The 22924-nt window shown below is 33.7% G+C and carries 24 protein-coding genes and 1 riboswitch; of the genes, 12 read left to right on the plus strand and 12 right to left on the minus strand.

Annotated features, from left to right (window positions below):
• Nucleotides 1-20: 20 nt before the first annotated feature.
• Nucleotides 21-401 (minus strand): OB-fold putative lipoprotein, encoded by a 381-nt coding sequence (locus tag KWG70_RS12085; protein WP_230936295.1) that lies wholly within the window; start codon nucleotides 399-401, stop codon nucleotides 21-23.
• 125 nt (nucleotides 402-526) lie between these two features.
• Nucleotides 527-1603 (minus strand): hypothetical protein, encoded by a 1077-nt coding sequence (locus tag KWG70_RS12090; protein ID WP_230936296.1) that lies wholly within the window; start codon nucleotides 1601-1603, stop codon nucleotides 527-529.
• Nucleotides 1604-1717: 114 nt separating this feature from the next.
• On the opposite strand from KWG70_RS12090, the gene KWG70_RS12095 reads away from it, so the two are divergent.
• Genes KWG70_RS12095 through KWG70_RS12105 form a run of 3 tightly spaced genes read left to right on the plus strand, consistent with a single transcriptional unit; the run spans nucleotide 1718 to nucleotide 5475 of the window.
• Nucleotides 1718-2242 carry an RNA polymerase sigma factor gene (locus KWG70_RS12095; protein ID WP_230936297.1) on the plus strand — a complete coding sequence of 175 codons (525 nt, stop codon included), beginning with the start codon at nucleotides 1718-1720 and terminating at the stop codon, nucleotides 2240-2242.
• Between the two features lie 46 nt (nucleotides 2243-2288).
• Nucleotides 2289-3200, plus strand: a complete 912-nt coding sequence (locus KWG70_RS12100; RefSeq protein WP_230936298.1) for a FecR family protein — start codon at nucleotides 2289-2291, stop codon at nucleotides 3198-3200.
• Nucleotides 3184-5475, plus strand: coding sequence for a TonB-dependent receptor plug domain-containing protein (locus KWG70_RS12105; RefSeq protein ID WP_230936299.1), 2292 nt, complete (start codon nucleotides 3184-3186; stop codon nucleotides 5473-5475). Before KWG70_RS12100 ends, KWG70_RS12105 begins: the two co-directional genes overlap by 17 nt.
• Here the strand turns inward: KWG70_RS12105 and KWG70_RS12110 are convergent.
• The 5 genes from KWG70_RS12110 to KWG70_RS12130 all read right to left on the minus strand — a co-directional run bounded on the left by KWG70_RS12110 (nucleotide 5466) and on the right by KWG70_RS12130 (nucleotide 10400).
• Entirely contained in the window at nucleotides 5466-6023 is a 558-nt protein-coding gene (locus KWG70_RS12110; RefSeq protein ID WP_230936300.1) for an acyl-CoA thioesterase, read from the minus strand. The genes KWG70_RS12105 and KWG70_RS12110 overlap by 10 nt on opposite strands.
• A 7-nt stretch (nucleotides 6024-6030) precedes the next feature.
• On the minus strand, nucleotides 6031-7350 hold the full coding sequence (rmuC, locus tag KWG70_RS12115; protein WP_230936301.1) for a DNA recombination protein RmuC: 1320 nt from the start codon (nucleotides 7348-7350) through the stop codon (nucleotides 6031-6033).
• Between the two features lie 75 nt (nucleotides 7351-7425).
• Nucleotides 7426-8220, minus strand: a complete 795-nt coding sequence (locus tag KWG70_RS12120; protein WP_230936302.1) for an ABC transporter ATP-binding protein — start codon at nucleotides 8218-8220, stop codon at nucleotides 7426-7428.
• Nucleotides 8221-8228: 8 nt separating this feature from the next.
• Nucleotides 8229-9251, minus strand: a complete 1023-nt coding sequence (locus KWG70_RS12125) for a FecCD family ABC transporter permease (RefSeq protein WP_230936303.1) — start codon at nucleotides 9249-9251, stop codon at nucleotides 8229-8231.
• Nucleotides 9252-10400, minus strand: coding sequence for an ABC transporter substrate-binding protein (locus KWG70_RS12130; RefSeq protein WP_230936304.1), 1149 nt, complete (start codon nucleotides 10398-10400; stop codon nucleotides 9252-9254).
• 68 nt (nucleotides 10401-10468) lie between these two features.
• A riboswitch (cobalamin riboswitch) is annotated at nucleotides 10469-10664 on the plus strand.
• A 66-nt stretch (nucleotides 10665-10730) separates the two neighbouring features.
• On the opposite strand from KWG70_RS12130, the gene KWG70_RS12135 reads away from it, so the two are divergent.
• Both KWG70_RS12135 and KWG70_RS12140 read left to right on the plus strand, forming a co-directional pair.
• Complete coding sequence (locus tag KWG70_RS12135) at nucleotides 10731-12662, plus strand: TonB-dependent receptor plug domain-containing protein (RefSeq protein ID WP_230936305.1); 1932 nt, start codon at nucleotides 10731-10733, stop codon at nucleotides 12660-12662.
• Nucleotides 12663-12731: 69 nt separating this feature from the next.
• Complete coding sequence (locus tag KWG70_RS12140) at nucleotides 12732-13298, plus strand: PAS domain-containing protein (RefSeq protein ID WP_230936306.1); 567 nt, start codon at nucleotides 12732-12734, stop codon at nucleotides 13296-13298.
• 55 nt (nucleotides 13299-13353) lie between these two features.
• Here KWG70_RS12140 and KWG70_RS12145 read toward each other — a convergent pair whose 3' ends face one another.
• Nucleotides 13354-14790: a S41 family peptidase gene (locus tag KWG70_RS12145; RefSeq protein ID WP_230936307.1), complete on the minus strand. Its 1437-nt coding sequence runs from the start codon at nucleotides 14788-14790 to the stop codon at nucleotides 13354-13356.
• 171 nt (nucleotides 14791-14961) lie between these two features.
• Here KWG70_RS12145 and KWG70_RS12150 point away from each other — a divergent pair, with 171 nt between their 5' ends.
• The 4 genes from KWG70_RS12150 to KWG70_RS12165 are packed head-to-tail and all read left to right on the plus strand — an operon-like array spanning nucleotide 14962 to nucleotide 17104.
• Nucleotides 14962-15471 carry an RNA polymerase sigma factor gene (locus tag KWG70_RS12150; RefSeq protein WP_230936308.1) on the plus strand — a complete coding sequence of 170 codons (510 nt, stop codon included), beginning with the start codon at nucleotides 14962-14964 and terminating at the stop codon, nucleotides 15469-15471.
• Complete coding sequence (locus tag KWG70_RS12155) at nucleotides 15458-15979, plus strand: hypothetical protein (protein ID WP_230936309.1); 522 nt, start codon at nucleotides 15458-15460, stop codon at nucleotides 15977-15979. Before KWG70_RS12150 ends, KWG70_RS12155 begins: the two co-directional genes overlap by 14 nt.
• A 5-nt stretch (nucleotides 15980-15984) precedes the next feature.
• Complete coding sequence (locus tag KWG70_RS12160) at nucleotides 15985-16554, plus strand: DUF4252 domain-containing protein (RefSeq protein WP_230936310.1); 570 nt, start codon at nucleotides 15985-15987, stop codon at nucleotides 16552-16554.
• 4 nt (nucleotides 16555-16558) lie between these two features.
• Entirely contained in the window at nucleotides 16559-17104 is a 546-nt protein-coding gene (locus tag KWG70_RS12165) for a DUF4252 domain-containing protein (protein ID WP_230936311.1), read from the plus strand.
• A 44-nt stretch (nucleotides 17105-17148) separates the two neighbouring features.
• Here the strand turns inward: KWG70_RS12165 and KWG70_RS12170 are convergent, their stop codons facing one another.
• Nucleotides 17149-17340, minus strand: a complete 192-nt coding sequence (locus KWG70_RS12170) for a hypothetical protein (RefSeq protein ID WP_230936312.1) — start codon at nucleotides 17338-17340, stop codon at nucleotides 17149-17151.
• 10 nt (nucleotides 17341-17350) lie between these two features.
• A complete protein-coding gene (gene purB, locus KWG70_RS12175) occupies nucleotides 17351-18694 on the minus strand; it encodes an adenylosuccinate lyase (protein ID WP_230936313.1) in 1344 nt (447 codons plus the stop codon).
• Nucleotides 18695-18827: 133 nt separating this feature from the next.
• On the opposite strand from purB, the gene KWG70_RS12180 reads away from it, so the two are divergent.
• Nucleotides 18828-19763 carry a DUF1028 domain-containing protein gene (locus tag KWG70_RS12180; RefSeq protein ID WP_230936314.1) on the plus strand — a complete coding sequence of 312 codons (936 nt, stop codon included), beginning with the start codon at nucleotides 18828-18830 and terminating at the stop codon, nucleotides 19761-19763.
• Here KWG70_RS12180 and KWG70_RS12185 read toward each other — a convergent pair.
• Complete coding sequence (locus tag KWG70_RS12185; RefSeq protein ID WP_230936315.1) at nucleotides 19760-20326, minus strand: adenylosuccinate lyase; 567 nt, start codon at nucleotides 20324-20326, stop codon at nucleotides 19760-19762. The genes KWG70_RS12180 and KWG70_RS12185 overlap by 4 nt on opposite strands.
• Before the next feature lie 48 nt (nucleotides 20327-20374).
• Between KWG70_RS12185 and KWG70_RS12190 the strand changes: the two genes are divergently transcribed.
• Both KWG70_RS12190 and KWG70_RS12195 read left to right on the plus strand, forming a co-directional pair.
• The gene (locus KWG70_RS12190; protein WP_230936316.1) at nucleotides 20375-20848 is read left to right on the plus strand and encodes a heme-binding domain-containing protein; all 474 of its coding nucleotides are present in this window, start codon (nucleotides 20375-20377) and stop codon (nucleotides 20846-20848) included.
• 12 nt (nucleotides 20849-20860) lie between these two features.
• A complete protein-coding gene (locus KWG70_RS12195) occupies nucleotides 20861-22090 on the plus strand; it encodes a glycosyltransferase family 4 protein (RefSeq protein ID WP_230936317.1) in 1230 nt (409 codons plus the stop codon).
• 54 nt (nucleotides 22091-22144) lie between these two features.
• Here KWG70_RS12195 and KWG70_RS12200 read toward each other — a convergent pair whose 3' ends face one another.
• Nucleotides 22145-22867: a YebC/PmpR family DNA-binding transcriptional regulator gene (locus KWG70_RS12200; protein WP_230936318.1), complete on the minus strand. Its 723-nt coding sequence runs from the start codon at nucleotides 22865-22867 to the stop codon at nucleotides 22145-22147.
• Nucleotides 22868-22924: the final 57 nt, after the last annotated feature.

Below are 22924 nucleotides of genomic sequence, written 5' to 3' on the forward strand. Positions count from 1 at the left end.
AATTTATTGTTAGTGATTTATTAATTTAAAATGCTGCATTGGTCTAATTTAACTTGCTCTAAAAGATCGTCGTAACCAATAACACGTCCTTTTATTCTTATTTTAGAATCTACTTTAACCGCGTTTTGAATATTATTTGTAAACTGACAAAACACTTTGTCATCTAATGTGATTGAAGTATTATCGCTCTCAGAAATTTTACCAGCAACCTCAATGGTAGTATTGAGGTATTTAGTTTCAGCTTCTGTAGGGTTTTTTGAAAAACTCGAAGTAATATCTTCACTAGTTATTTCATATTTGGTAACCTCATTTTCTATGTCTCTATGATCTTGGTAGATGTAATTATAGCCTATTATAATTCCAATAATTAAGATGATGAGAATGATAATTCGTTTGCGCATGGTTACTTTTTTTGATTGGGTATAAACTGCTTCAACAGGTATGAGTTAAAGCAGCTTAATCTTAACAATTTATAATCCCTAATTATGAATCATCACCCTTTTAATTTTTCTTTTTCAGTTATATATTAATTACAAGTATTTCTATACCGTAACCGATCTTCTTCATTAAGTCTAAGATCGATTTTATTTAATCCATTATCATTAATTATCTCTTGAAGACTCCAATTATTATTACAAAATGTGAGTGCAGGAATATTGATAAGAACTGACATGTTATTTCCTGTGCCTACAGTAGACCAAGTGCCATTTGCCGAAGTCATATTCCAAAACACAGTAATTGTACCGTCTTCAAAGAAATTGAAATCGTAGCCATCATATACATCATTGTAATCTATATTATCTTGTCTTACTTTATCCGTATACCAATTTTGGCAACCTGTTAGAAAGTCTTCTAATAATTCTTGAGTGCAGTGATTGCAGTCGTCATCATTATAGTCATAATCATCATCCTCATCACATGAGTTTTGTTCATTAGTAATTATGTTTTCAAGTTCGGTTAATGAGTTTATTGTCATTTGCGAATCATCAGAAAGCACAACCGAAATCGGAAAATCAATACTCGTAATATCATCTGGAGTTATAGCTTCAATATAATCATAGAGTTCATTGTCGTTAGTCAATGTTTCTGTAGAAATTAACTCGTTAAGCGGATTGAATTTTGAAGCCGTAAATGGATACACAAAATCGATACACTCAATATCGTTATCGCTTATATTTTCGCCATTACAATTGCTCGCGTTGGCATTTAATTCACTCATAGAATTAATAGAAACTTCAGTATAATCTGAATTAACTATAGTAATAGGAAAATTAATTTCTAACGCGTCTATGTCATCATAATCCTCATCAAAAATGGTTTCAACTAAATAATAGTCATTCTCATTAGTGATTTCTACGTTTATTGAATTTGCTGTTACGTTAACTGGTAATTTGATATTAAAACAATTAGCGAGATCTAAAATATTATCGTTAGAACCGTCATTTGAAGCTGTTCGTTGTAACAAATTAGCGACTAAAGAATTTGGTTGTAAAACATCTTCTGGAGGAGTTTCAATAAACTCCGTCTCTTCTTTTCTACATGATGTTAATGTCATCATTGAAGAAAAAATAAAAACGAATATGAATCTAATTGTTGCTTTCATAATTTTGCATTTGTATATTTCTAATGCAATTTAATATATAACAACTCAAGTTTGAAAACTCCTGAGATTTTAAAATAAATTTTTATTTACCTTTAAAAACTAAAATAAAACTCCTTGTCTAGAGATCTTAACGAAGACATCTGTGAAGCTAAAGTTTTTGAGTATGTGTATAATACATATTCAAAAGATCTGCATGATTTCTTGTATTATAAATATGGAGAACAATTTAATCCAAGTGATAAAGCTCAAGACGCTTTTATTAAACTTTGGGATAACTGTAAAAAGGTAACTCTAAGTAAAGCCAAATCATTTTTATTTACTGTTGCTAATAATATGGTACTTAATGATATTAAACATCAAAAAGTGGTGCTCAATCATCAAAAAAATGCTCCAAAAGCACATACAAATGAGACACCAGAATTTGTTTTAGAGCAGGAACAATTTCTTCAGCGTTATAAAAAGGTATTGGAAAGTTTAACCGAAGAGCAGCGTGTTGCTTTTTTATTAAATAAAGTCGAAGGAAAGAAACATAGTGAAATTGCCGATTTTCTCGGTGTTACTAGAAAAGTGGTCGAATATCGTATTTATAGTGCTTTCAATATATTGAAAAAGGAATTAGAAGGATTTAAAATAAAATAATAAGGAAAAATAGAAATGAAGTTGTTATATAAGTGTAAATAGATTTATGAATAAAGAAGACAACATCAAAAAGTGGTTAAATGATGAATTAACTCCTGCCGAAAGACAAGCTTTTGAGCAAGGAGATGATTTTGCATTGCATCAAGCTATTTTAGATGGTGCGAAACATTTTAAGGCATCTAACTTTTCGGAACCAGAATCTTTCAATGATTTTAAATCAACTTATGATGCTAAACGTACTAAAACTAAAAAGTTAAATTGGTTTAAACCAATGTTAAGAATAGCTAGTGTTTTGGTCATTGCTTTTGGTGCTTATTTTACATTTTTTTACAACTATCCTACACGTATACAAACTTTGGCGAGTGAGCAAACTATCATAGAGCTTCCAGACCAATCAGAGGTTATATTAAATTCGGGTTCTCAAATAGAATACAATGAAAAAACCTGGAATACTAATAGGCGCTTAACTTTAGATGGTGAAGCGTATTTTAAAGTAGCTAAAGGAAAAACATTCGATGTCATTACTTCTCAAGGGCTAGTGACTGTTGTAGGTACAGAGTTTAATGTAAAACAACGTTTTAATTATTTTGAAGTGCACTGTTATGAAGGGATTGTTCAAGTTACATCGGGAGATGTGACAAAAAAACTCTTTGCAGGAGACACCTATAGACGATTAGGTGATGATTATGCTTCAGATACAACACCATTTTTGAAACCGCAATGGACTCAAAATAAAAGTGCGTTTAAGGCTGTTCCCTTTGATCTGGTTATTGCTGAAATGGAACGACAATATGATATTAAGATTACAGTAGACAATATAGATGCTAATCGATTATTCACAGGAGGATTTATGCATGATAATATTGAAAATGCCCTCTTATCTATAACACAGCCAATGGGTCTGAGCTATAAAATTAATGCATCAAATGACGTCGTAATTCATGGCAATAAAAAATAAGTTATATTTTTTATGGATCCTCTTTTTTATATGCTCTTTTGAGATTAATGCTCAAGAGACTAAAGAACAATTGCCATTAACTGATGTGTTTGTTCAGCTTCAAGAGATATACAATATTCAATTTAATTATGCCGAATCAGACCTTGAGGGTATAACAATAATACCACCTTCCAAAGAGTTGACCTTAACTCAAGTTTTGTCATATCTCGAAGTCAATACTAAATTTTCATTCCAAAACTTAGATGGTACTTTTATTCTGGTACAGTTAAAAGAGTCGCCTTTTGAGTTGCAACAATTATCAGAAATACTAGTATCAAAATATATCGTTAAGGGAATTAATAAACTGAACAATGGTTCTTATGAAATTGATTTTTCAGAGTTTGATATTCTACCTGGATTGATAGATACCGATGTTTTACAGGCAGTACAGGCTTTCCCAGGAATCCAGAGTATTAATGAAACCGTGTCAAATATTAATATAAGAGGTGGTGCGCACGATCAAAACTTAATCCTTTGGGATGGCATAAAAATGTATCAATCTGGGCATTTCTTTGGTTTGATTTCAATGTTTAATCCGCAAATCACGCAACAGGTAAGTGTTTTGAAAAATGGTACTGAAACGATGCTTACCGATGGTGTTTCGGGTACAATTTCTATGGAAACTGACACTGAAATCAACGATACATTTAAAGGAAGTTTGGGTGTTAATTTTATTGATGCTAATGGCTTTGCTGATATACCGTTAGGAGACACATCATCTCTGCAAATTGCTGCTCGAAAATCAACAAGTGATTTCGCAGAAACTCCAACATATACCAATTTTTTTGATAGAATCGCTCAGGATACAGAAGTGGAGACTAATGCGAATGATATTTTGAATTCCAATCAGGAATTTGATTTTTATGACATGTCTTTACGCTGGTTGTATACGATTTCAGATAAGGATCAGTTACAGCTCAATTTTTTAAATGCCAATAACGAGTTACGATTTAATGAAAACTCTACAATTAGTGGTATGGAAACATCTCGCCGAAGTAGTTTGAGACAAAACAGTATTGCAGGAGCTTTGCAGTACAAGAGAATTTGGAACGATGCATGGCAAACCACTTTTGAAGTTTATGAAACCGACTATAAGTTAAAATCTAATAATGCTAATATCATTGAAGAACAACGATTTCAACAAGAGAATAGCATATCGGAAACAAGCTTGAAATTAATGACTAATTACAAGGTACATGATAACTTACAATGGTTGAATGGTTATCATTTTGTAGAGACCAAGGTTACAAACTTAGATGATGTTGATACGCCGCGTTTTCGATTGTTAGTGTCTGAAGTTGTACGAACTCATGCCTTGTTCTCCCAGTTAAATTATAGATCGTCCGATAGGAAAACAAACTTAAATTTCGGATTACGACATAATTATATTGATAAGTTTAGAAAGCATATACTAGAGCCAAGACTGGCATTTAACCATAAGTTTTTAAATAACTTTTCAGTAGAACTTTTGGGTGAATTCAAGCATCAAAACACGTCTCAAATTATTAATTTCCAAAATGATTTTTTAGGTATTGAAAAAAGACGTTGGCAATTGTCTAACGATGCTGATATTCCAGTAATTAGAAGTAAGCAAGTATCACTGGGTTTGAGTTTCAGTAAAAAAGGTTGGTTGCTTAGTGCAGATGCCTATTATAAATATGTAAAAGGCATTACGACACAAAGTCAAGGGTTTCAAAATCAATATGAGTTTATAAAAACTAGAGGTGATTATGACACGTTTGGTGCAGATATTATTTTGAGAAAGCAAATTAAAGACTTTACAACATGGCTGAGTTATGCTTATATGGATAGCAATTATAGTTTTGAGTTACTTCCAGAAGATAGGTTTCCAAATAATTTTGATATCACTCATGCTATTACTTTTGGAGCTGCTTATACCATGGACCGTTTAAGATTGTCGGCTGGGATCAATTGGCATTCTGGTCGTCCAACAACGCGACCAATAGTTGGTAATGAAATTAGTGACAACGCGATCAATTTTGAAGATACTAATTCAAGCAGATTGAACGATTATTTGAGAGTGGATGTTTCTGCTTTGTATGATGTTAAGCTATGGAAAAAGACTAAAGCAGATTTAGGGGTTTCGATATGGAACGTTTTAGACCGAACCAATCAAATCAATAATTTTTATAGAATTACAAATGATAATGTGAGTGAAACACTGCAAAATTCATTAGGAATAACACCAAATGCTGTGTTGAGGGTTCACTTTTGATAATGGTCTGGAAGTTCTATTTTAACACGATACCTTTTTAGATCATCTAGGTAATCGATATGCGAAAAGTCTTCACTGTCAAATTCTTTTTGTCGTGAGTGTTTGGTTTCAATTCGTTTAATAGATTTTAGAAACCGTTTTACTTCAGTTTTATCATTTACGATTAAGCCTGGAACTTCAATACTGTTGCCATTATCATCTTTGGCCACCATCGTGAAATACGACGAATTACAGTGCTTTACATGTCCAGTTCTAATATTCTCGGCTTCCACACGAATCCCAACAACCATTGAAGTGCGTCCAACATAATTTATAGAAGCTTTCATTGTAACAAGCTCACCAATTTCTATCGGATTTAAAAAATCGACCGTATCTACAGAAGCGGTTACACAGTAAGTTTCAGAATGTTTAGAGGCACAAGCAAAAGCAATTTGGTCCATCAAGTTCAAAATATAGCCTCCATGAATTTTCCCGCCAAAATTAGAATGTGATGGTTGCATTAATTCGGAAATGCTAATTCGTGAGGAGTCTATCGTTTTGTATGTCATAATTGTATTATTCGCTACTTTTTGCGCGTTTGACAATGGCTTCGGGTAAAGATTTCTTGGCTTTAGCACCCATTTTTTTTAATTTTTCGACACTAGTGATTAGGTTGCCTCGTCCTTCAACTAATTTATTCATAGCCGATGAATAATCACGTTTGGCATCATCAATACGTTTACCAACTCCAGTTAGGTCTTTTACTAAACCTTCAAATTTGTCATAAAGTGCTCCAGCCTGCCTTGCAATTTCAATCGCATTACGCTGTTGCTTTTCATTATTCCACATGGTATCAATTGTACGTAACGTTGCTAAAAGTGTTGCAGGCGTTACGATAACAATATTTTTCTCAAAAGCTTTATTATATAAAGAACTGTCCTCATTTATGGCAACAGCAAAAGCCGGTTCTATCGGGATGAATAGTAATACGAAATCGGGTGATTCAATATCGTACAAGTCTTGATAGTTCTTTTCAGATAGTTGATCAACATGCTTTCTAATGGAACTGATATGCGCTTTTAAATGAAACGTACGTTCATCATCTTCAGCATTTACATAACGTTCGTAATCGGTTAGTGACACTTTACTGTCAATAATCATTTTCTTATTATCGGGTAAATGCAAAACCACGTCGGGAAGCACTCTTGTACCATCAGGTAAGGTAAAACTTTGCTGAACATAATATTCCCTGTCTTTTTCTAAACCTGATTTTTCGAGCACACGCTCTAATACCAATTCGCCCCAATTTCCTTGCATCTTACTATCACCTTTTAAGGCCTTTGTTAAATTGGTAGCTTCTTTAGTCATTTGTTGATTGAGGTCTTTTAAACCTAATAACTGCTCTTTTAATGCCGAATGCATCGAGATACTTTCCTTTTGAGTATCTTCAACTTTTTTCTCGAATACTTGAATTTTTTCTTGTAACGGATTTAAGATATTCTTGATATTTTCTTTATTCTGAAGGGTGAACTTTTCCGATTTTTCATCAAGGATTTTTGTAGCGAGCAGTTCAAAATCTTTACGTAATTGTTCTTGACGTTCTTCTAGTTCTTCATCACGCTTTAAGTTTTGCTGCTGAAGGTTCTCATACTCTGTATTTTTTCTAGCTAATTCGGTATTTAAAAACTCTTTTTCACGTCTTATATCTTCACGTTCACTTTCTAACTTTGATAGATTTTGCTTTAAATCTTCAATAGTTGAACTCATCTGATGTTGACGTTCTTCTAAGGTACTCTGCTCACTTTTACTTTTCAGTTTAATAAAAAGCATTCCTAAATACGCACCAATAGCTGCGGAGATAACAATAGCTAGAATAAGAATAAGATTGTCGTTCATAAAGTGAATAGAAATTTACTCAAAGATAAAAGAAAAGGTGTTAAGTGATACTATGGATGAGTGAAAACTATCGACTTATTTCTTCACTCTAAAACTTCCCGTTTTTTCATCAAAACCGATAAGATCATCAGGAAATAAAGTTTCAAAAACACCACGTTCTATCAAGTTACAAGGCGAGTCATAAATAACACCATCATTGGTCATGACAATCATGGTATCGCAGAGTTGAATGGCTAAATCGATTTCATGTGATGAAAAAAGAATAGTCTTATTGGTGTCTTTAGCTAATTTTTGGAGCAGCTTTAAAATATAAGCCTTGTGATACATATCTAAATGTGTGGTTGGCTCATCCAAAATAATGAGATTGGTATCTTGAGCTAATGCTCGAGCAATCATCACTTTTTGTAATTGCCCGTCGCTTAATTCAAAACACTTGCGATGTTTCAAGTCTGAAAGATGTGTTTGTGCAATGGATTGGTTGACGATAGTGATATCTAGATCGCTGAGATTACCAACCCAATTAGTATAGGGTTGACGACCAAGTGCTATAAGTTCAAAAACGGATAGATTTTTAGACATAAGTTGTTCGGTCAACACCAAGCTCATGGTTTTTGCCAATTCTATTGAAGTATAATCATTAAGTGGTTTTTTACTTAAGGATATAGTGCCAGATAACGCAGGTTGTATGGATGTTAAGGTTCTCAAAAGCGTAGATTTTCCAATACCATTAGCGCCAACTAACCCAATAAGCTCACCTTGATACAATTCGATATTAATGTCACTGGCAATAACAGCTGTTGCTTTCTTAGATTGGTAACCTATAGAAAGATCGTGAGTTTCAAGGATGATATGTTGCGTTTGTTCTGTCACTAGTGTCTTTAAAATATCATTTTACGTTTTCTAACTAAGAGCCACACCACTACTGGTGCTCCAATTAAAGAGGTTATGGCATTAATAGGTAGTGTATAATCACTGGTAGGTAATTGTGAAATACTATCACAAATAAGCATCACAATCGCTCCAAATAAAAATACAGCAGGTAATAATATCTTATGATTTGAGGTGTGAAATAATTGACGCGTCATATGCGGAATGGCTAATCCTATAAAAGCAATAGGTCCAGCAAAAGCTGTTATAGTTCCTGCTAATAGACTTGTTGCTAAAATAATAACTAATCGACTTTGCTTAATGTTCAATCCTAAACTTTTGGCATAATTTTCTCCCAATAGAAATGTGTTTAGTGCTTTAATAGAAAATATAGTAAGAAGCATACCTAAGAGGTAAATTCCGAAGAATACAAAGAGTTCATTCCATGATAAATTACCTAAGCTTCCAAATCCCCAAAAAATATACTGTTGCAATTGTTCTGCTGAACTAAAATAGGAGAGTACACTAACCACTGCAGCTGTAATACTTCCAAACATCAAACCAATAATTAAAATAGCCATGGTATCTCTCACTCTTGCGGAGACAATCAAGACTGCTAGAAGCACTAGAAAACTTCCAGAAATTGCTGCAATAACAATACTCCATTTTGAGATCAAAACAGTAGCAAAAGCACCTCCAAATAATCCAGAACCTAAAATAACCAGCGCTACACCTAAGCTTGCACCAGAACTAATCCCTAATACAAATGGCCCAGCTAATGGGTTTCTAAAAAATGTTTGCATTAATAATCCTGAAATTCCTAAACCAGATCCTACTAAAATAGCCGTTAATGCTTTCGGTAATCTATAATCTTGAATTATATATTGCCAATTTTCGTTATCTGAAGTCCCCAAAATACTATTAAATACGTCTTTGATGGGAATACTAACCGAGCCCAAACTAATATTCACAAAGAAGCATAACAATAGCGCTATTGATAGGCCTATAAATGAATATGTATATTTGGTTTTCAATTAATCTAGTGGCTTAAAAAAAGTCGTTTTATAGTCTGTGAGTAATTCTGGATGACAAATTTTTATCATATCCTTGAGTACCAAATCTGGTCGTGCTGCACCTAATTCATAATACAAAACACCTCCTGTTTTTCCTGTTGTATTAGAAAAAGTATAGATTTTTTTATTTTGAAATGCATCAAACTGTGTATAATGAGCGTTCGCTTTTTCTAAAGCGTCGTAACTTAAATAATACGAAGGACTCAACCATAATTCTGCTGTTTTAGCTTTGTTAAAAACGGCTTCAAAATTCAAGGCGATACTGCCAGTTTCTTTGGTTTCGCTCCATAAATAATTAACATTGGCATCATTTAAAAATTGAGCTTCCGGACTTGTGCCATTTGGTAAATACCAAACATCTTTGTACATGGCTCCGCATAACACTGTAGGTTTTTTACTTGCTTTTGCAGCAATGGACTTGGCTTCTAAATAATCTTTTTCTATTTGGTCAAAGATGGATTTGGCTTCACTTTCTTTATGATAAAGCGCTCCAAAAAACTTGATCCATTCGGCTTTAGCTAACGGTGATTTTTCAACCCAATCACCATTGTAAATAACAGTAATTCCAGCTTTTTCAATGGTTTCCATAGTTTTATTGGTGCCATCAACACCAAAGGTTACTACCACATCTGGTCGTAATTCTAACAATACTTCGGTATTAATACCTTCATTATTGCCAAGTTCGCGTATGTCACCATTGTCAATTTGAGTCCTCGTTCTTTCCGAAGAAATATAATCAGTACCAGGAAAGCCTACTAAGGTTTGTTCAACGCCTAATAGTTCCAATGCTGGTATGTGAGTCGTTGAAGTCACAACAATCTTTTGAACTGGTGTAACAATCATACCATCAAAATCATCTTTATTTAATGTAATCTTAGATGCATTTTCTTTAGGAATTAATGCATATCTATAGACTTTATCAGCTTTAGGCCAAGGGTTAGAAATTGTTAATATGCTATAATTGTCATTTTTAATAAGAGTAAACCCTTCTGCATGACTGTTTTTTTGCTGTTCTATTGTTTCAGCAGGAGGTAATTGTCTTGATAAGCCTTTATCTTCTTTACAAGATACGATGATGAAGACCATTAAAATGTAGATAACTTGTTTCAAAAGCAGTGATTTTATATGTCAAAAGTAATATTATTTAAAGTTTTGAGTGAATCATTAAACAAATTGTTTAATTTCGCTGCGAATTTAGGTTCTATTTGGTATATCTAAATAGATTAAAAGGGAATCTGGTGAAAGTCCAGAGCTGTTCCCGCAACTGTAAGCTATTATGCTTGCTATTACCTTCAATGTCACTGGAAATTGTATTTCTGGGAAGACCAATAGCAAGACGCAAGTCAGGAGACCTGCCAAATTCAAACATTAAAAGTCAAACTTTCGGGATAAAAGTTTTGGTGTGGTAATTCATGCTATTCCGAGTAATTAAACATTACAATGAACAAAAAAACGATGCTTTTTAGCATGCTAGCTATTAGTTTAGCTACATCTGGTTTTGCGCAACAGCAAACAGACTCTCTAGAGATAGAGCAATTAGATGAGGTGGTTATTACCGATTCTAAATTTAAATTAAAACGAGAAAACTCAGGTAAGGTCATTACCAAAATCACTCGTAAAGACCTTCAAAATCTACAAGGCAAATCGATTGCAGAGATTATTAATGCTACTGCAGGTATTGAAATTAACGGAACGAAAAGTAACGCAGGACAAAACCTAAGTTATTTTATCAGAGGTGGAAGAAATCGTCAAGTATTGGTACTAATTGATGGTATTGCTGTTACTGATGCCTCTCAAATCGCAAACGACTATGATCTTCGTTTATTAAATGCAGATCAGGTTGAGAGTATCGAAATCTTAAAAGGAGCGTCCAGCTCACTTTATGGTAGTGGCGCTTCTACAGCGGTAATCAATATTAAATTGAAAGAAGCATCAAGAGATGCCTTTGCTGTTAATTTGAGAAGTACGATTGGAACCAATCAATCTCAGGAGGATAGTAATTATGCTGTTGAGAATTTTGTAAATAGTGTGTCTGTAAATGGTACATTAGATGATTTTAGTTATCTCGCTAGTTTCGGACATCAATTTACGGATGGTTTATCTGCAATTGCAGTAGGGGACGAATCCGATCCTTTTAATACCTATAATGGTTATGTGAAGTTAGGTTATCAATTTTCAGAAGCATTTAAAGTACAGACGTATGCTAGTTTTGATTCATTTAAAGCCGACTTTGATGATGGCTTTGGTTTTGCTGATGCCGATAATCTATCGGTTACAGATCAATACAGAATAGGAATTTCGCCAGAGTTCAAGTACAATAATGGTAGCATTACATTGAATGTTGCTTACAATAATGTTGAACGCGAGGTAGAATCAAGTTTTCCAACCCAGTTTAGTGCAGAGAGTTTTATAGGAGATCTATATAACCGTTACAATTTTAGCGATAAGTTTTATACTGTTTTGGGAGTTAATGCTCAACAAAATGAAATTGAAAGTTTTTCAATTCCGTTTGGAAGTACTGCTTTTGCTCAAGATATCGACCCAGAAGATGCGACCCATACTATTATTGATCCTTATGCTAATGTCGTATTTGTTTCAGATTTCGGGTTAAATGTAAATGCTGGTCTACGATTAAACAACCATAGTGAGTATGGTAGTCATTTGGTGTACAGCTTGAATCCATCATTTAAAAAGGAACTTAATTTTGGATATATCAAAGGATTGGCTAGTTACAGTACATCATATATTGCGCCTTCATTATATCAATTGTTTGAACCTTCCTTCGGAAATAGTGATTTAGAACCAGAAGAAAATACCACTATTGAAGTAGGAGCAGAGGTTGACATTAAAGACAAGGCTACAGTAAGTGTTGTATATTTTAATCGTTCTGAAGAGAACTTTGTTGACTTTGTAGATCAAGGAAATTTTATGTTTCAATATACAAATACGGACAATGATTTTACGGCTAGCGGAGTCGAGGTTGTCGCAGATGTGGCTTTGACAAGAACATTAAAACTTAGAGCTAATGGAACCTATACCAAAGTAGATGAGGATTTAAATCTTAGAATTCCGGAATTAAAAATAAACGCGGCTTTAAACTATCAATTAAATACACAAACGTTTATGAGTTTGAGCTATCAGTTTAATGATGATCGTGATGATGCATTTTTTAGCAGTACAACGTTTCAAAGTGAAAGCGTTAATCTAGAATCGTATAGCTTAATCGATTTTTATGTAAGTCATAAATTAGTGAAAGATAAGCTTACGGTTTTTGCAAATATGAACAATGTTTTAAACGAAGCGTATGAAGAGTTATTTGGTTATTCAACCAGAGGGCGAAATATTAATATAGGGTTTACGCTAAGTTTATAAATGAAAGAGCCATTCTTTTTGAATGGCTCTTTTTGTTTAGTATTTATAACTAATGAATACCTAGAAGTAATGAAAAATAATTTATCAAATATGATGGCATTAGATCTGTATTTGTCATCTTTAAGTAAAGAAGAGTATGAGGACATTTCTTCAAAAATTGATTATGACTCATCAAAAAGATTGCCTCTAATGAGCTGGGATATTTATAGTGATGGCTTAATGTTAAAAAGGAAAAAAGCTCAGAGAGAACACGATATTCTTAAGGTGAGATCATTGGCTAAAAAATTAAATTGGCAAAATGATATCAATGCTATTTTTAATGAACAGCAATTTGAAGCCATACTTATTACAGACATAGACCAAAAAATAATATGGGTTAATCAAGGTTTTACAGCTATGACCGGATATTCTAAGGTTGATGCTCTTAATAAAACACCGCGTTTTTTACAGGGACCAGAAACGTCTAATGACTCTAAAGAAAGAATTAGGGCAAAGCTTAATGCGATTACTCCTTTTACAGAGGTTATTATTAACTATAGGAAAGATAAAACACCATACAAATGCGAGGTCAAGATTTTCCCAATAGGTAATGATGAAGCTACACATTTTATAGCTTTAGAGCGACAAGTAAGTTGATTTTAGCAATAGAAGTATAATAAAAAAGCCGCTTGAAAAGCGGCTTTTTTTATTATTATTTAAATTCGAGACGATTAGTATTCATCTCATATTCAATATACATGTTCTCTTCAAATGGTTTGATATTGACGCTGGTTTGTATTGGTCTATATTCTGGGAATGCACTAAATCGTCCTAAACCTTGAATGTCGGCAATAGCAGCTGCTAAAAGAGGTTCGTTGACATCACCTAATATTCCAAAATTTCTTGGCGACTCAATTAAAGAGATATCTGGAACAAGTCCTGTTGGAGGAACTTCGACATCATTTACATTTATAGAGTTGGCAACTAAGGGTTGCATTGCATAGGTATGGCTAGGATTGATATTAACCGACGTCAAATCTGGTGAGTCATATATTGTTATCGATGCTTGCGTTTTTCCTGTAGTGGAATCACCAATTTGAACCACATCAATATAAGCACTTAAGCTATTGATAACCAATTCACTCGCAGAAGCAGAGCGATCTGTAGTTAGCACATAAACTTTGTTTAAATTTAAACTGTTTATTGTAGTGCCATCAAAACTATTGACAAAATTAAAATTTGTATTTGAACTTTGTTGATCACTGTTAAAAACTAATTTAGAATAGATATCTCCATTAAATTGACCAGTGATCATGCTTCCAAGTAATGACGCTGTATTTACAGAACCTCCTGGATTGTATCTTAAATCGAGAACCAAGTGTTGTACATTATTAGCTTGAAAATCAGCAAATGCAGCATTTAATTGGTTATTAAAGCTTGAATTAAAGCCATTATAAACCAAATAACCAACATTTTCTCCATCAACATCGATGATGTCAGCTTGGTGTACTGGATTTTCGGTATAGGTTTGTTTTGTAAGTTCAATGCTATCTGTAGAAGACTCTATAGTATCGTCATCGACCGTTTCAGTTCCATTATCGTTATAAGTGGCAAAATTCAACGTATACGTGTCTTGATTCAATAAGGTATTTAAATTACTTGTTGATAAAGCATTACCATCGACTGCATCAAAAATTTGTCCGCGTTCTAAGCCTAATCCATCAGCAACACTATTATTAAGAACAAGTCTAATAATACCGAAGACCTCAGTTTCACTTCCAGGCTTGAGATAGAAGTTAAATTCAAGTCCGTTACTTTTAGAAGTTCCAGCTAATAATTGTTCAAATTCAATGTAGTTAGGAATAATAATACTGAAGCGATCTACAGTTTCTCTTTCAAAAATCAAGCTTTCAAATAGTGTTTCAGGAGCTGTAAAACTATTAAGATAGTTAGCATACTCTTCATTAGAAGAAAAACGATCATTGGCTAAATCTGGGATATCGGCCTTATACAAATAAACGGCATTCATCCCTTTCCAAACAAAATCGTTAATCTCACTTGCCGCTATGGCATTGTCATCTCTATCTTCAAAACAACTCGTAAAAGAGATGGTAAGTAGTAAGAGTACACTTAGTTTTAATAATTTCATATTTTTTCTTTTTCAATTTTTATGAGCTAAACCAATAGTTTATTGGTCTAGTAAACTATAAATTTACTTACATTATTGTAAATTTAAAAATATCATGTAACAAAATTGAAGCATGTTCGTCGTAATTACAAGAAGCAGAATAATCAACTGTTTTTAACTAACAAACCAAAAATGACACAGACTGATTTTACAAAATTGGTATTACCTTTTAAGGATAAAGTCTTTCGTTTAGCAAAAAGACTTCTAGTTTCTACGGAAGAAGCTGAAGATGCAACGCAAGAGATTTTAATGAAACTGTGGCACAATAAAGAGAAAATAGCAGACTATAAAAATGTAGAAGCATTTTCGATGACAATGACAAAGAATTTTTGCTTAGACCGATTAAAATCGAAACAAGCGCAGAATTTAAAGATTGTTCATAGTAATTATCAAGACAATAACACGTCTTTACAGAAACAAGTAGAAAATAAAGATAGTGTTGATTGGGTTTCTAAAATAATTGAAGAGTTACCAGAACAACAAAAAATAATATTACAGCTCAGAGATATAGAAGAGTATGACTTTGATGAAATTGCAAAAGTAGTAGATATGAACCCTACAGCCATTAGAGTTGCTTTGTCAAGAGCTAGGAAAACAATAAGAGAAAAATTAACTAATACACATCGCTATGGTATTAAATAGTATAGAAAAATTACTGGAAAAGTATGACAATGGCGAAACAACGCTAAAAGAAGAGCAACGCTTAAAAGAGTATTTTACTCAAGACGAAGTCGCTCCACATTTAGAGTCATATAAAATGATGTTTCAATACTTTAACAACACAAAACAAGAACTTTATACAAAGGACGTTCCATTAAAACCTAGAAAAAGTTATATCTATCAATGGATTTCTGTCGCAGCAGTTGCGGTTCTTATGTTAGGAATTATGATTCCGAATATTTTTGGAGGTCAACCAGATACAACAGGTATCGTTCTTACTCAAGAAGAGCAAGAGGTTTATGATCAAACCAAAGAAGCGTTATCGATGCTATCATCAAATTTTAACGATGCAGCAAGTAGCGTAAACACACTGAGTCTTGTATCTACCAGTTTTAATAAAGGTGCAGAAAAAGCCAGTCACGTTAGTGAATTTGGTAAAACAACAAACAGATTAGTAAAAAAGAAAAAAACAAGTAAAAACAAAAACTAGAAATCATGAAGAAATTAATATTAATACTCGCAATTGCCTTATCATCTAATATAATGTTTGCTCAAAGTGTTTTTGACAAATATGAAGACAAAGATGGTGTAATGACAGTTGTATTGACACAGCGAATGTTTAAAATGTTAGCCACAGTAGGTGTAGATGTCGATGATCCTGAAATGAAGGCTTATGTTGATATGGCTAAAAACATTACAGGTCTTAAAGTGTTTACAACAGGAGATGAGAAAATCTCTGCCGATATGAATGCTACTGTAAATGGCTATTTAAAATCATCAAAATTAGACGAATTAATGCGTATCAAAGATGGTGATCAAACTGTGAAGTTTTATGTAAAAGAAGGTAAGGATGAAAACCATGTAAAAGAACTATTAATGTTCATTAACGGTTTGAAAGAGCTTACTAATGGTCAAGATATTACCATTAATGGTAAGAAGAGAGAAGTAGAGACTGTATTGTTAACACTTACAGGAGATATCGATCTAAGACAAATCTCTAAGTTGACAAGTCAAATGAATATGCCAGGAGGAGACCAGTTGAAAAAAGCAAGTAAAAAGAACTAAAACTATGAATACATCAATCAAAACAATAATCACCATGTTAATCTTGGTTGTAACTTTACAGAGTTGCAACCAGGGTTTAACTTTACAAACGTACTATGTTGATAGTGAGTTAGCACCTGGTTTTACTAGTTTAGATGTGCCAACGAGTATGCTTAAAATTGATGAAACAACATTAACTGAAGAGCAAAAAGATGCTTACGAATCTATAGATAAGTTAAGCCTTTTAGCTTTTGTCGCAGACGAAAGTAATAAAGAGGATATGGATGTAGAAGTCGCTAAAATAAAGACGATTCTTAAAGATCCAAAATATGAAGAGTTGATGCGTGGAGGAAACTCAACAGACGGGAAATTTGTCGTAAAATGTATAGGAGGAGAAAATGATGTAGATGAATTTATCCTATTTGGAAATTCTAATGAGCAAGGATTTGTTGTTGTTAGAATTTTAGGAGATGAAATGAACTTTAATAAAATAATGGAACTGGCGTCAGTTTTCGATGAAAACAATATTGAGGAAACTCAATTTAAAGATATCGCCAAATTTTTTAAATAGACCTTAATATTTAAAATGTTAATAGAAAGCCACTTTAAGTCTGACTACTTAAGGTGGTTTTTGTTTTCAGAATCTTTTAAAATGATAATGGTCAAATGTACGGCTAGTAGTACAAAAGCTGCAAATAATATAGCTTTTACAATCAAGTAATCTAAAATATCTAAAATACCAGATATAAAAAAACCAGCGGCTATAAGTCCGGAGAACACAAGTGTTAATGTATTTCTATTTGGCATTTGTAGTAGGTTAAATCCCAGTATAGTTACTAGGATTGATAGCTTTAAGTTCCGTTTTAATCGTTTCGGAAACCTCTAAGGTATCAATAAATTCTGAAATGGAGTGTTCATTGATCGTTTCATTAGTTCTAGTTAGGCCTTTTAAGGCTTCGTACGGATTAGGATATGCCTCGCGACGTAAGATGGTTTGTATGGCTTCTGCTACCACAGCCCAGTTATTTTCCAAGTCTTGAGCAAACTTTGCTTCATTAAGTAACAACTTGTTTAAACCTTTTAAAGTTGATTTGAAAGCTATCAATGTATGACCAAACGGAACTCCAACATTTCTAAGTACAGTACTATCTGTTAAATCACGTTGCAATCTCGAAATAGGAAGCTTAGCTGCTAAATGCTCAAAAATAGCATTGGCAATACCTAAGTTACCTTCAGAGTTCTCAAAATCTATAGGATTTACCTTATGTGGCATAGCGCTACTACCAACTTCACCTTTCTTTATTTTTTGCTTAAAGTAGTCCATAGATACATAAGTCCAAATATCGCGATCAAGATCGATAATAATAGTATTGATGCGTTTTAGTGCATCAAATAAAGCTGCCATATGGTCATAATGCTCAATTTGCGTTGTTGGAAATGAGTGTTGCAAACCCAATTTTTCTTGTACGAAATTGGTACCAAAAGCTTTCCAGTCTATATTTGGATAAGCCACTTTATGCGCATTGAAGTTTCCAGTAGCACCACCAAATTTAGCAGCGCTAGGAACATCATTTAATAAATTAAACTGTTCTTCTAAGCGGGTTACAAAAACTTGTATTTCTTTTCCCAGACGAGTTGGAGAAGCAGGTTGCCCATGAGTTCGAGCCAACATTGGAATAGCTTTCCATTCTTCAGCTAGAGTTTTTAATTTTTTTACAACCTCAAAATATTCTGGAACATACACATCGTTCATAGCATCTTTAATGCTTAACGGAATAGCAGTATTGTTAATGTCTTGTGATGTCAATCCGAAATGTATAAACTCCTTATATGCAGATAGGTTAAGCTTGTCAAACTTCTCTTTGATAAAGTATTCAACCGCTTTTACATCATGATTGGTGATGGCTTCAATATCTTTTATCGCTTGTGCGTCTTCCGAAGAAAACGACTTATAAATAGTTCTTAAATCTTCAAAAACCGAAGTGTCAATAGTTGCTAATTGTGGGAGTTTTGCCTCGCACAATGCAATGAAATACTCAATTTCTACCAAAACGCGATATTTGATGAGCGCTTCTTCAGAAAAATAAGGTGCAAGATTATTTACTTTATTTCTATATCGACCATCTATTGGTGAGATAGCATTGAGAGATGATATTGACATTGGTTGTGTGTTTAAGGCTGCAAAGATAGAAAAATCGAACGGTAAATTGAAGATAATTTGGTTATCTTAGAGCATAAAATTTATTGTTATGCATAAGCTGTTTATAGTACTTTTTGTTTTAAGTTTCCAAACCATGTTCTCACAAGTTTATAAAAAATCCGAACCTCTCACTCATACGTATTCGATTGTTGCAAGAGATTCTGTAACAGGAGATATTGGAGTCGCTGTGCAATCCCATTGGTTTAGTGTTGGTTCTGTTGTTATTTATGGAAAAGCAGGTGTTGGTGTTGTTGCTACACAATCTTTGGTGAATCCAGCTTATGGACCAAAAGGTCTGGCTTTAATGGAGGATGGCATGAGTCCTGAGCAAGCCTTAATCGAACTGGTTAAAAACGATGAAGGTGAAATGTATCGTCAGGTTGCATTTTTAAATGCAAAAGGAGAAATGGCGACGCATACTGGTCATTTATGTATTGCCGAAGCTGGACATCGACAAGGTCATAATTTCTCAGTACAGGCCAATATGATGCTTAATAATACGGTTTGGGATGCGATGGCTAAAGCTTTTGAAACTACAAAAGGCACGCTAAGCGAGCGTATTCTTGCTGCACTTAAAGCTGCCGAAGGTGAAAAAGGAGACATTAGAGGAAAACAGTCTGCAGCTATTTTGATTGTTAAAGGAAAAGCAACTGGAAATTCTTGGGAAGATACCATTATGGATTTGCGCATTGAAGATCATGAAAATCCCATAGGTGAGTTAGAGCGATTGATGAAAATTCATAAAGCGTATGATTTTATGAATAAAGGTGATTTAGCTATGGAAGATGGCGATTCTAAAAAAGCTGAGTCCTTATATTTAAGTGCACAAAAATTATTTCCTGATAATTTGGAAATGCAATATTGGTATGCGATTAACTTATTGAATAATAAAGAATACAAAAAAGCGCATCCCATTTTAAAATCTATTTTTGAACAAGATGATAATTGGCGAAAACTTATACCTAGATTAGTGAAAAGTAAATTATTGGTGATTTCTGAGGAGGAATTAAATACAGTAATAAAGCTCTAATTCTTTTTAACCTTTTTTAAAATATGCCTAGCTCTAGCCTTAAATCCAGAACTTTGCATTTGATAATCGCGTTCTAATATCATAACTAGTTCTGGATGGATCCAATCTTCGTCTTGTCCTAACAAAAAAAGTGTGTTCATGGCATAGGCCTTAGGAGCAATTTTCTCATCGTTAATCATCCAGTCAAAGCACGCTTCTATAATTTTTTCTTTATGTTTTGGAAGCAAGGCCGATTTTATCTCATTGTCATATTTCGAATAATAGGCAGTGACTAAGTACTCACAAACTTTGGCAACTGGTCGCACAGCAGAATCTAGATGAACTTTATGAATATTCTCCGTGAATGTATCAAGATAAGGAATGCTAGCTTCTAAACGCTCACCACACATAAATTCAAAAACCCAAGCGGCTCGACAAGATATTTTATCATCAACCATGAATAATATATTCAATAACTTCGGAATTAAATCTGGATTTCCAATTACCAAATTCGCATAATACAAGCGTTTTTCACGAGAGTGATTCACATAATTTAATTCTTGATAAAGTTCTTCGGTAGTCAAATTGATTTTCTTATTTTAATGCTTCTAAATTAGATAAAAATTAGACACATGAAAATTATAAAAAAAATACTAGTTGCATTACTTATTGTTTTCGTTATAATGCAATTTTTTGGACCAGATAAAAATGAAGGTGATATGGCATCTATTGATGCATTTATAGCAGATACAAATCCACCTAACGATGTACATGGTGTTTTAAAGAATGCCTGTTTTGATTGTCATAGTGATGTCACACGATATCCTTGGTATAATAGTATCACACCAGTAAATTATTGGATGGCAGATCATATAAAGCACGGAAAAGGACATTTTGATGTGTCGGCTTGGGATTCGTATTCGGTGAAGAAGAAAGACCATAAAATGGATGAACTTATTGAAATGGTTGAAGCCAAAGAAATGCCACTTCCATCATACACATGGACACATGGAGATGCTAAACTTTCTGAAGAGCAAATTAAAGCTATTATCGATTGGGGAAAAGCGGTTAGAGCAAAGTATAGCACTCAGATACAACCTGAATAATTCTTATTTAGTTTGAAAAAAAAGTTGCTCATTATTGGTTTTGTATGGCCAGAACCAAAGAGTTCTGCAGCTGGAAGTAGAATGATGCAACTCATTTCATTTTTTCAATCTCAAGACTATACGATTACCTTTGCCAGTGCATGCGCTAAAAGTGATAACGCATTTGATTTAGAATCGATTGGTGTGAATAGAGTTACTATAGAACTTAACCATTCCAGTTTTGACGATTTTATTTTAAAACTGAAGCCAGATGTTGTGTTATTTGACCGGTTTATGACCGAAGAGCAATTTGGCTGGCGCGTTTCAGACCATTGTCCTCTAGCCATTAAGTTATTAGATACTGAAGATCTACATTTTTTAAGACGTGCGCGACAGCAAGCTTTTAAAGCGGCTACTGAAATAACAGAAACTCATTTGCTTAACGACACTGCAAAACGAGAAATAGCAAGCATTTACCGTTGCGATTTAAGCTTGATTATTTCAAAAGCTGAAATGCAACTACTCAAAACGACCTTTAAGATCGATGAGGCGCTTTTGTTGTATTTACCTTTTTTAATTGATGAGGTTTCAGAAGAACAAAGGCAAGCGCTTCCAGATTTTGAATCTCGACAGCATTTTATATCTATTGGAAATTTTCTTCACGAGCCCAATTATGATGCCTTACTGCATTTAAAGACAACGATTTGGAAAGGCATTAGAAAACAGTTGCCTAAGGCGCAATTACATAATTATGGGGCTTATGCCTCTCAAAAAGTGGCACAGTTGCATAATGAAAAAGAAGGGTTTTTAATTAAAGGTTTTGCCAATGATGTTAATGAAGTTATGCAACAAGCAAAAGTGCTGTTGGCACCAATTCGATTTGGAGCAGGACTAAAAGGGAAGCTGTTTGATGCGATGCAAAACGGAACCCCTTTTGTATCGACATCTGTTGGGGTTGAAGGAATTATTGATGAAGGTTCTCAGGATTTTATTTGTGATACTACCGAAGATTTTATTCATCATACGGTACGGTTGTATCAAAATGAAACCCTATGGAAAGCTCAACAGTCTTCGGGATTTGAGATATTAAGTTCTCAGTTTTCGAAAAGCGTATTTGAGTCTCAATTTGCTGAGCGTTTAGAATTAGTATCTAAAGATTTAAGATCACATCGCGCGCAAAACTTTATCGGACAATTATTACAGCATCATACTATGCAAAGCACAAAGTTTATGAGTAAGTGGATAGAGGCGAAGCATTCGTGAATCTGAGCATAAAAAAACCCGAAACAAGTTCAGGTCATTATATTTTATTTATTTCTAGTCATCAGTAGACTCTTCCATAGTATGATAGACGTTTTGTACATCATCATCTTCTTCAATCTTTTCTAAAAGTTTTTCAACATCAGCAGCTTGTTCAGGTGTTAGTTTTTTTGTGACCTGCGGAATACGCTCAAAACCAGATGATAAGATTTCGATATCTCTCGATTCTAATTCGGCTTGAATTGCTCCAAAGCTTTCAAAAGGTGCATAAATCAATATACCATCGTCATCTGCAAACACTTCTTCGGCGCCATAATCGATAAATTCGAGTTCAATTTCTTCGGGATCCAGTCCTTCCGCATTAATTCTAAAATTACAGGTATGATCAAACATAAATACCACTGAACCTGAGGTGCCCAAGCTACCATCGCATTTATTGAAATAACTACGAACATTTGCAACCGTACGTGTATTATTATCGGTCGCTGTTTCAACTAAAATAGCAATACCATGAGGTGCATAACCTTCAAAAACGACTTCTTTATATTCACCTTGACTTTTATCGGACGCACGTTTTATGGCGCGTTCAATATTATCTTTAGGCATGTTTACAGCTTTCGCATTTTGAATTACGGCACGTAAACGGGAATTGGAATCGGGATCAGGTCCTCCTTCTTTTACAGCCATTACAATATCTTTACCAATACGAGTAAAGGCTTTGCTCATTGCAGACCATCGTTTCATTTTCCTTGCTTTACGAAATTCAAAAGCTCTTCCCATTATTATGTAGTTTTAAAAAAATTATTGAAGCCCAAAATTATCGAAATTATATCGAAT

This window comes from Psychroserpens luteolus (assembly GCF_021032705.1).
Taxonomy (GTDB): Bacteria; Bacteroidota; Bacteroidia; order Flavobacteriales; family Flavobacteriaceae; genus Psychroserpens; species Psychroserpens luteolus.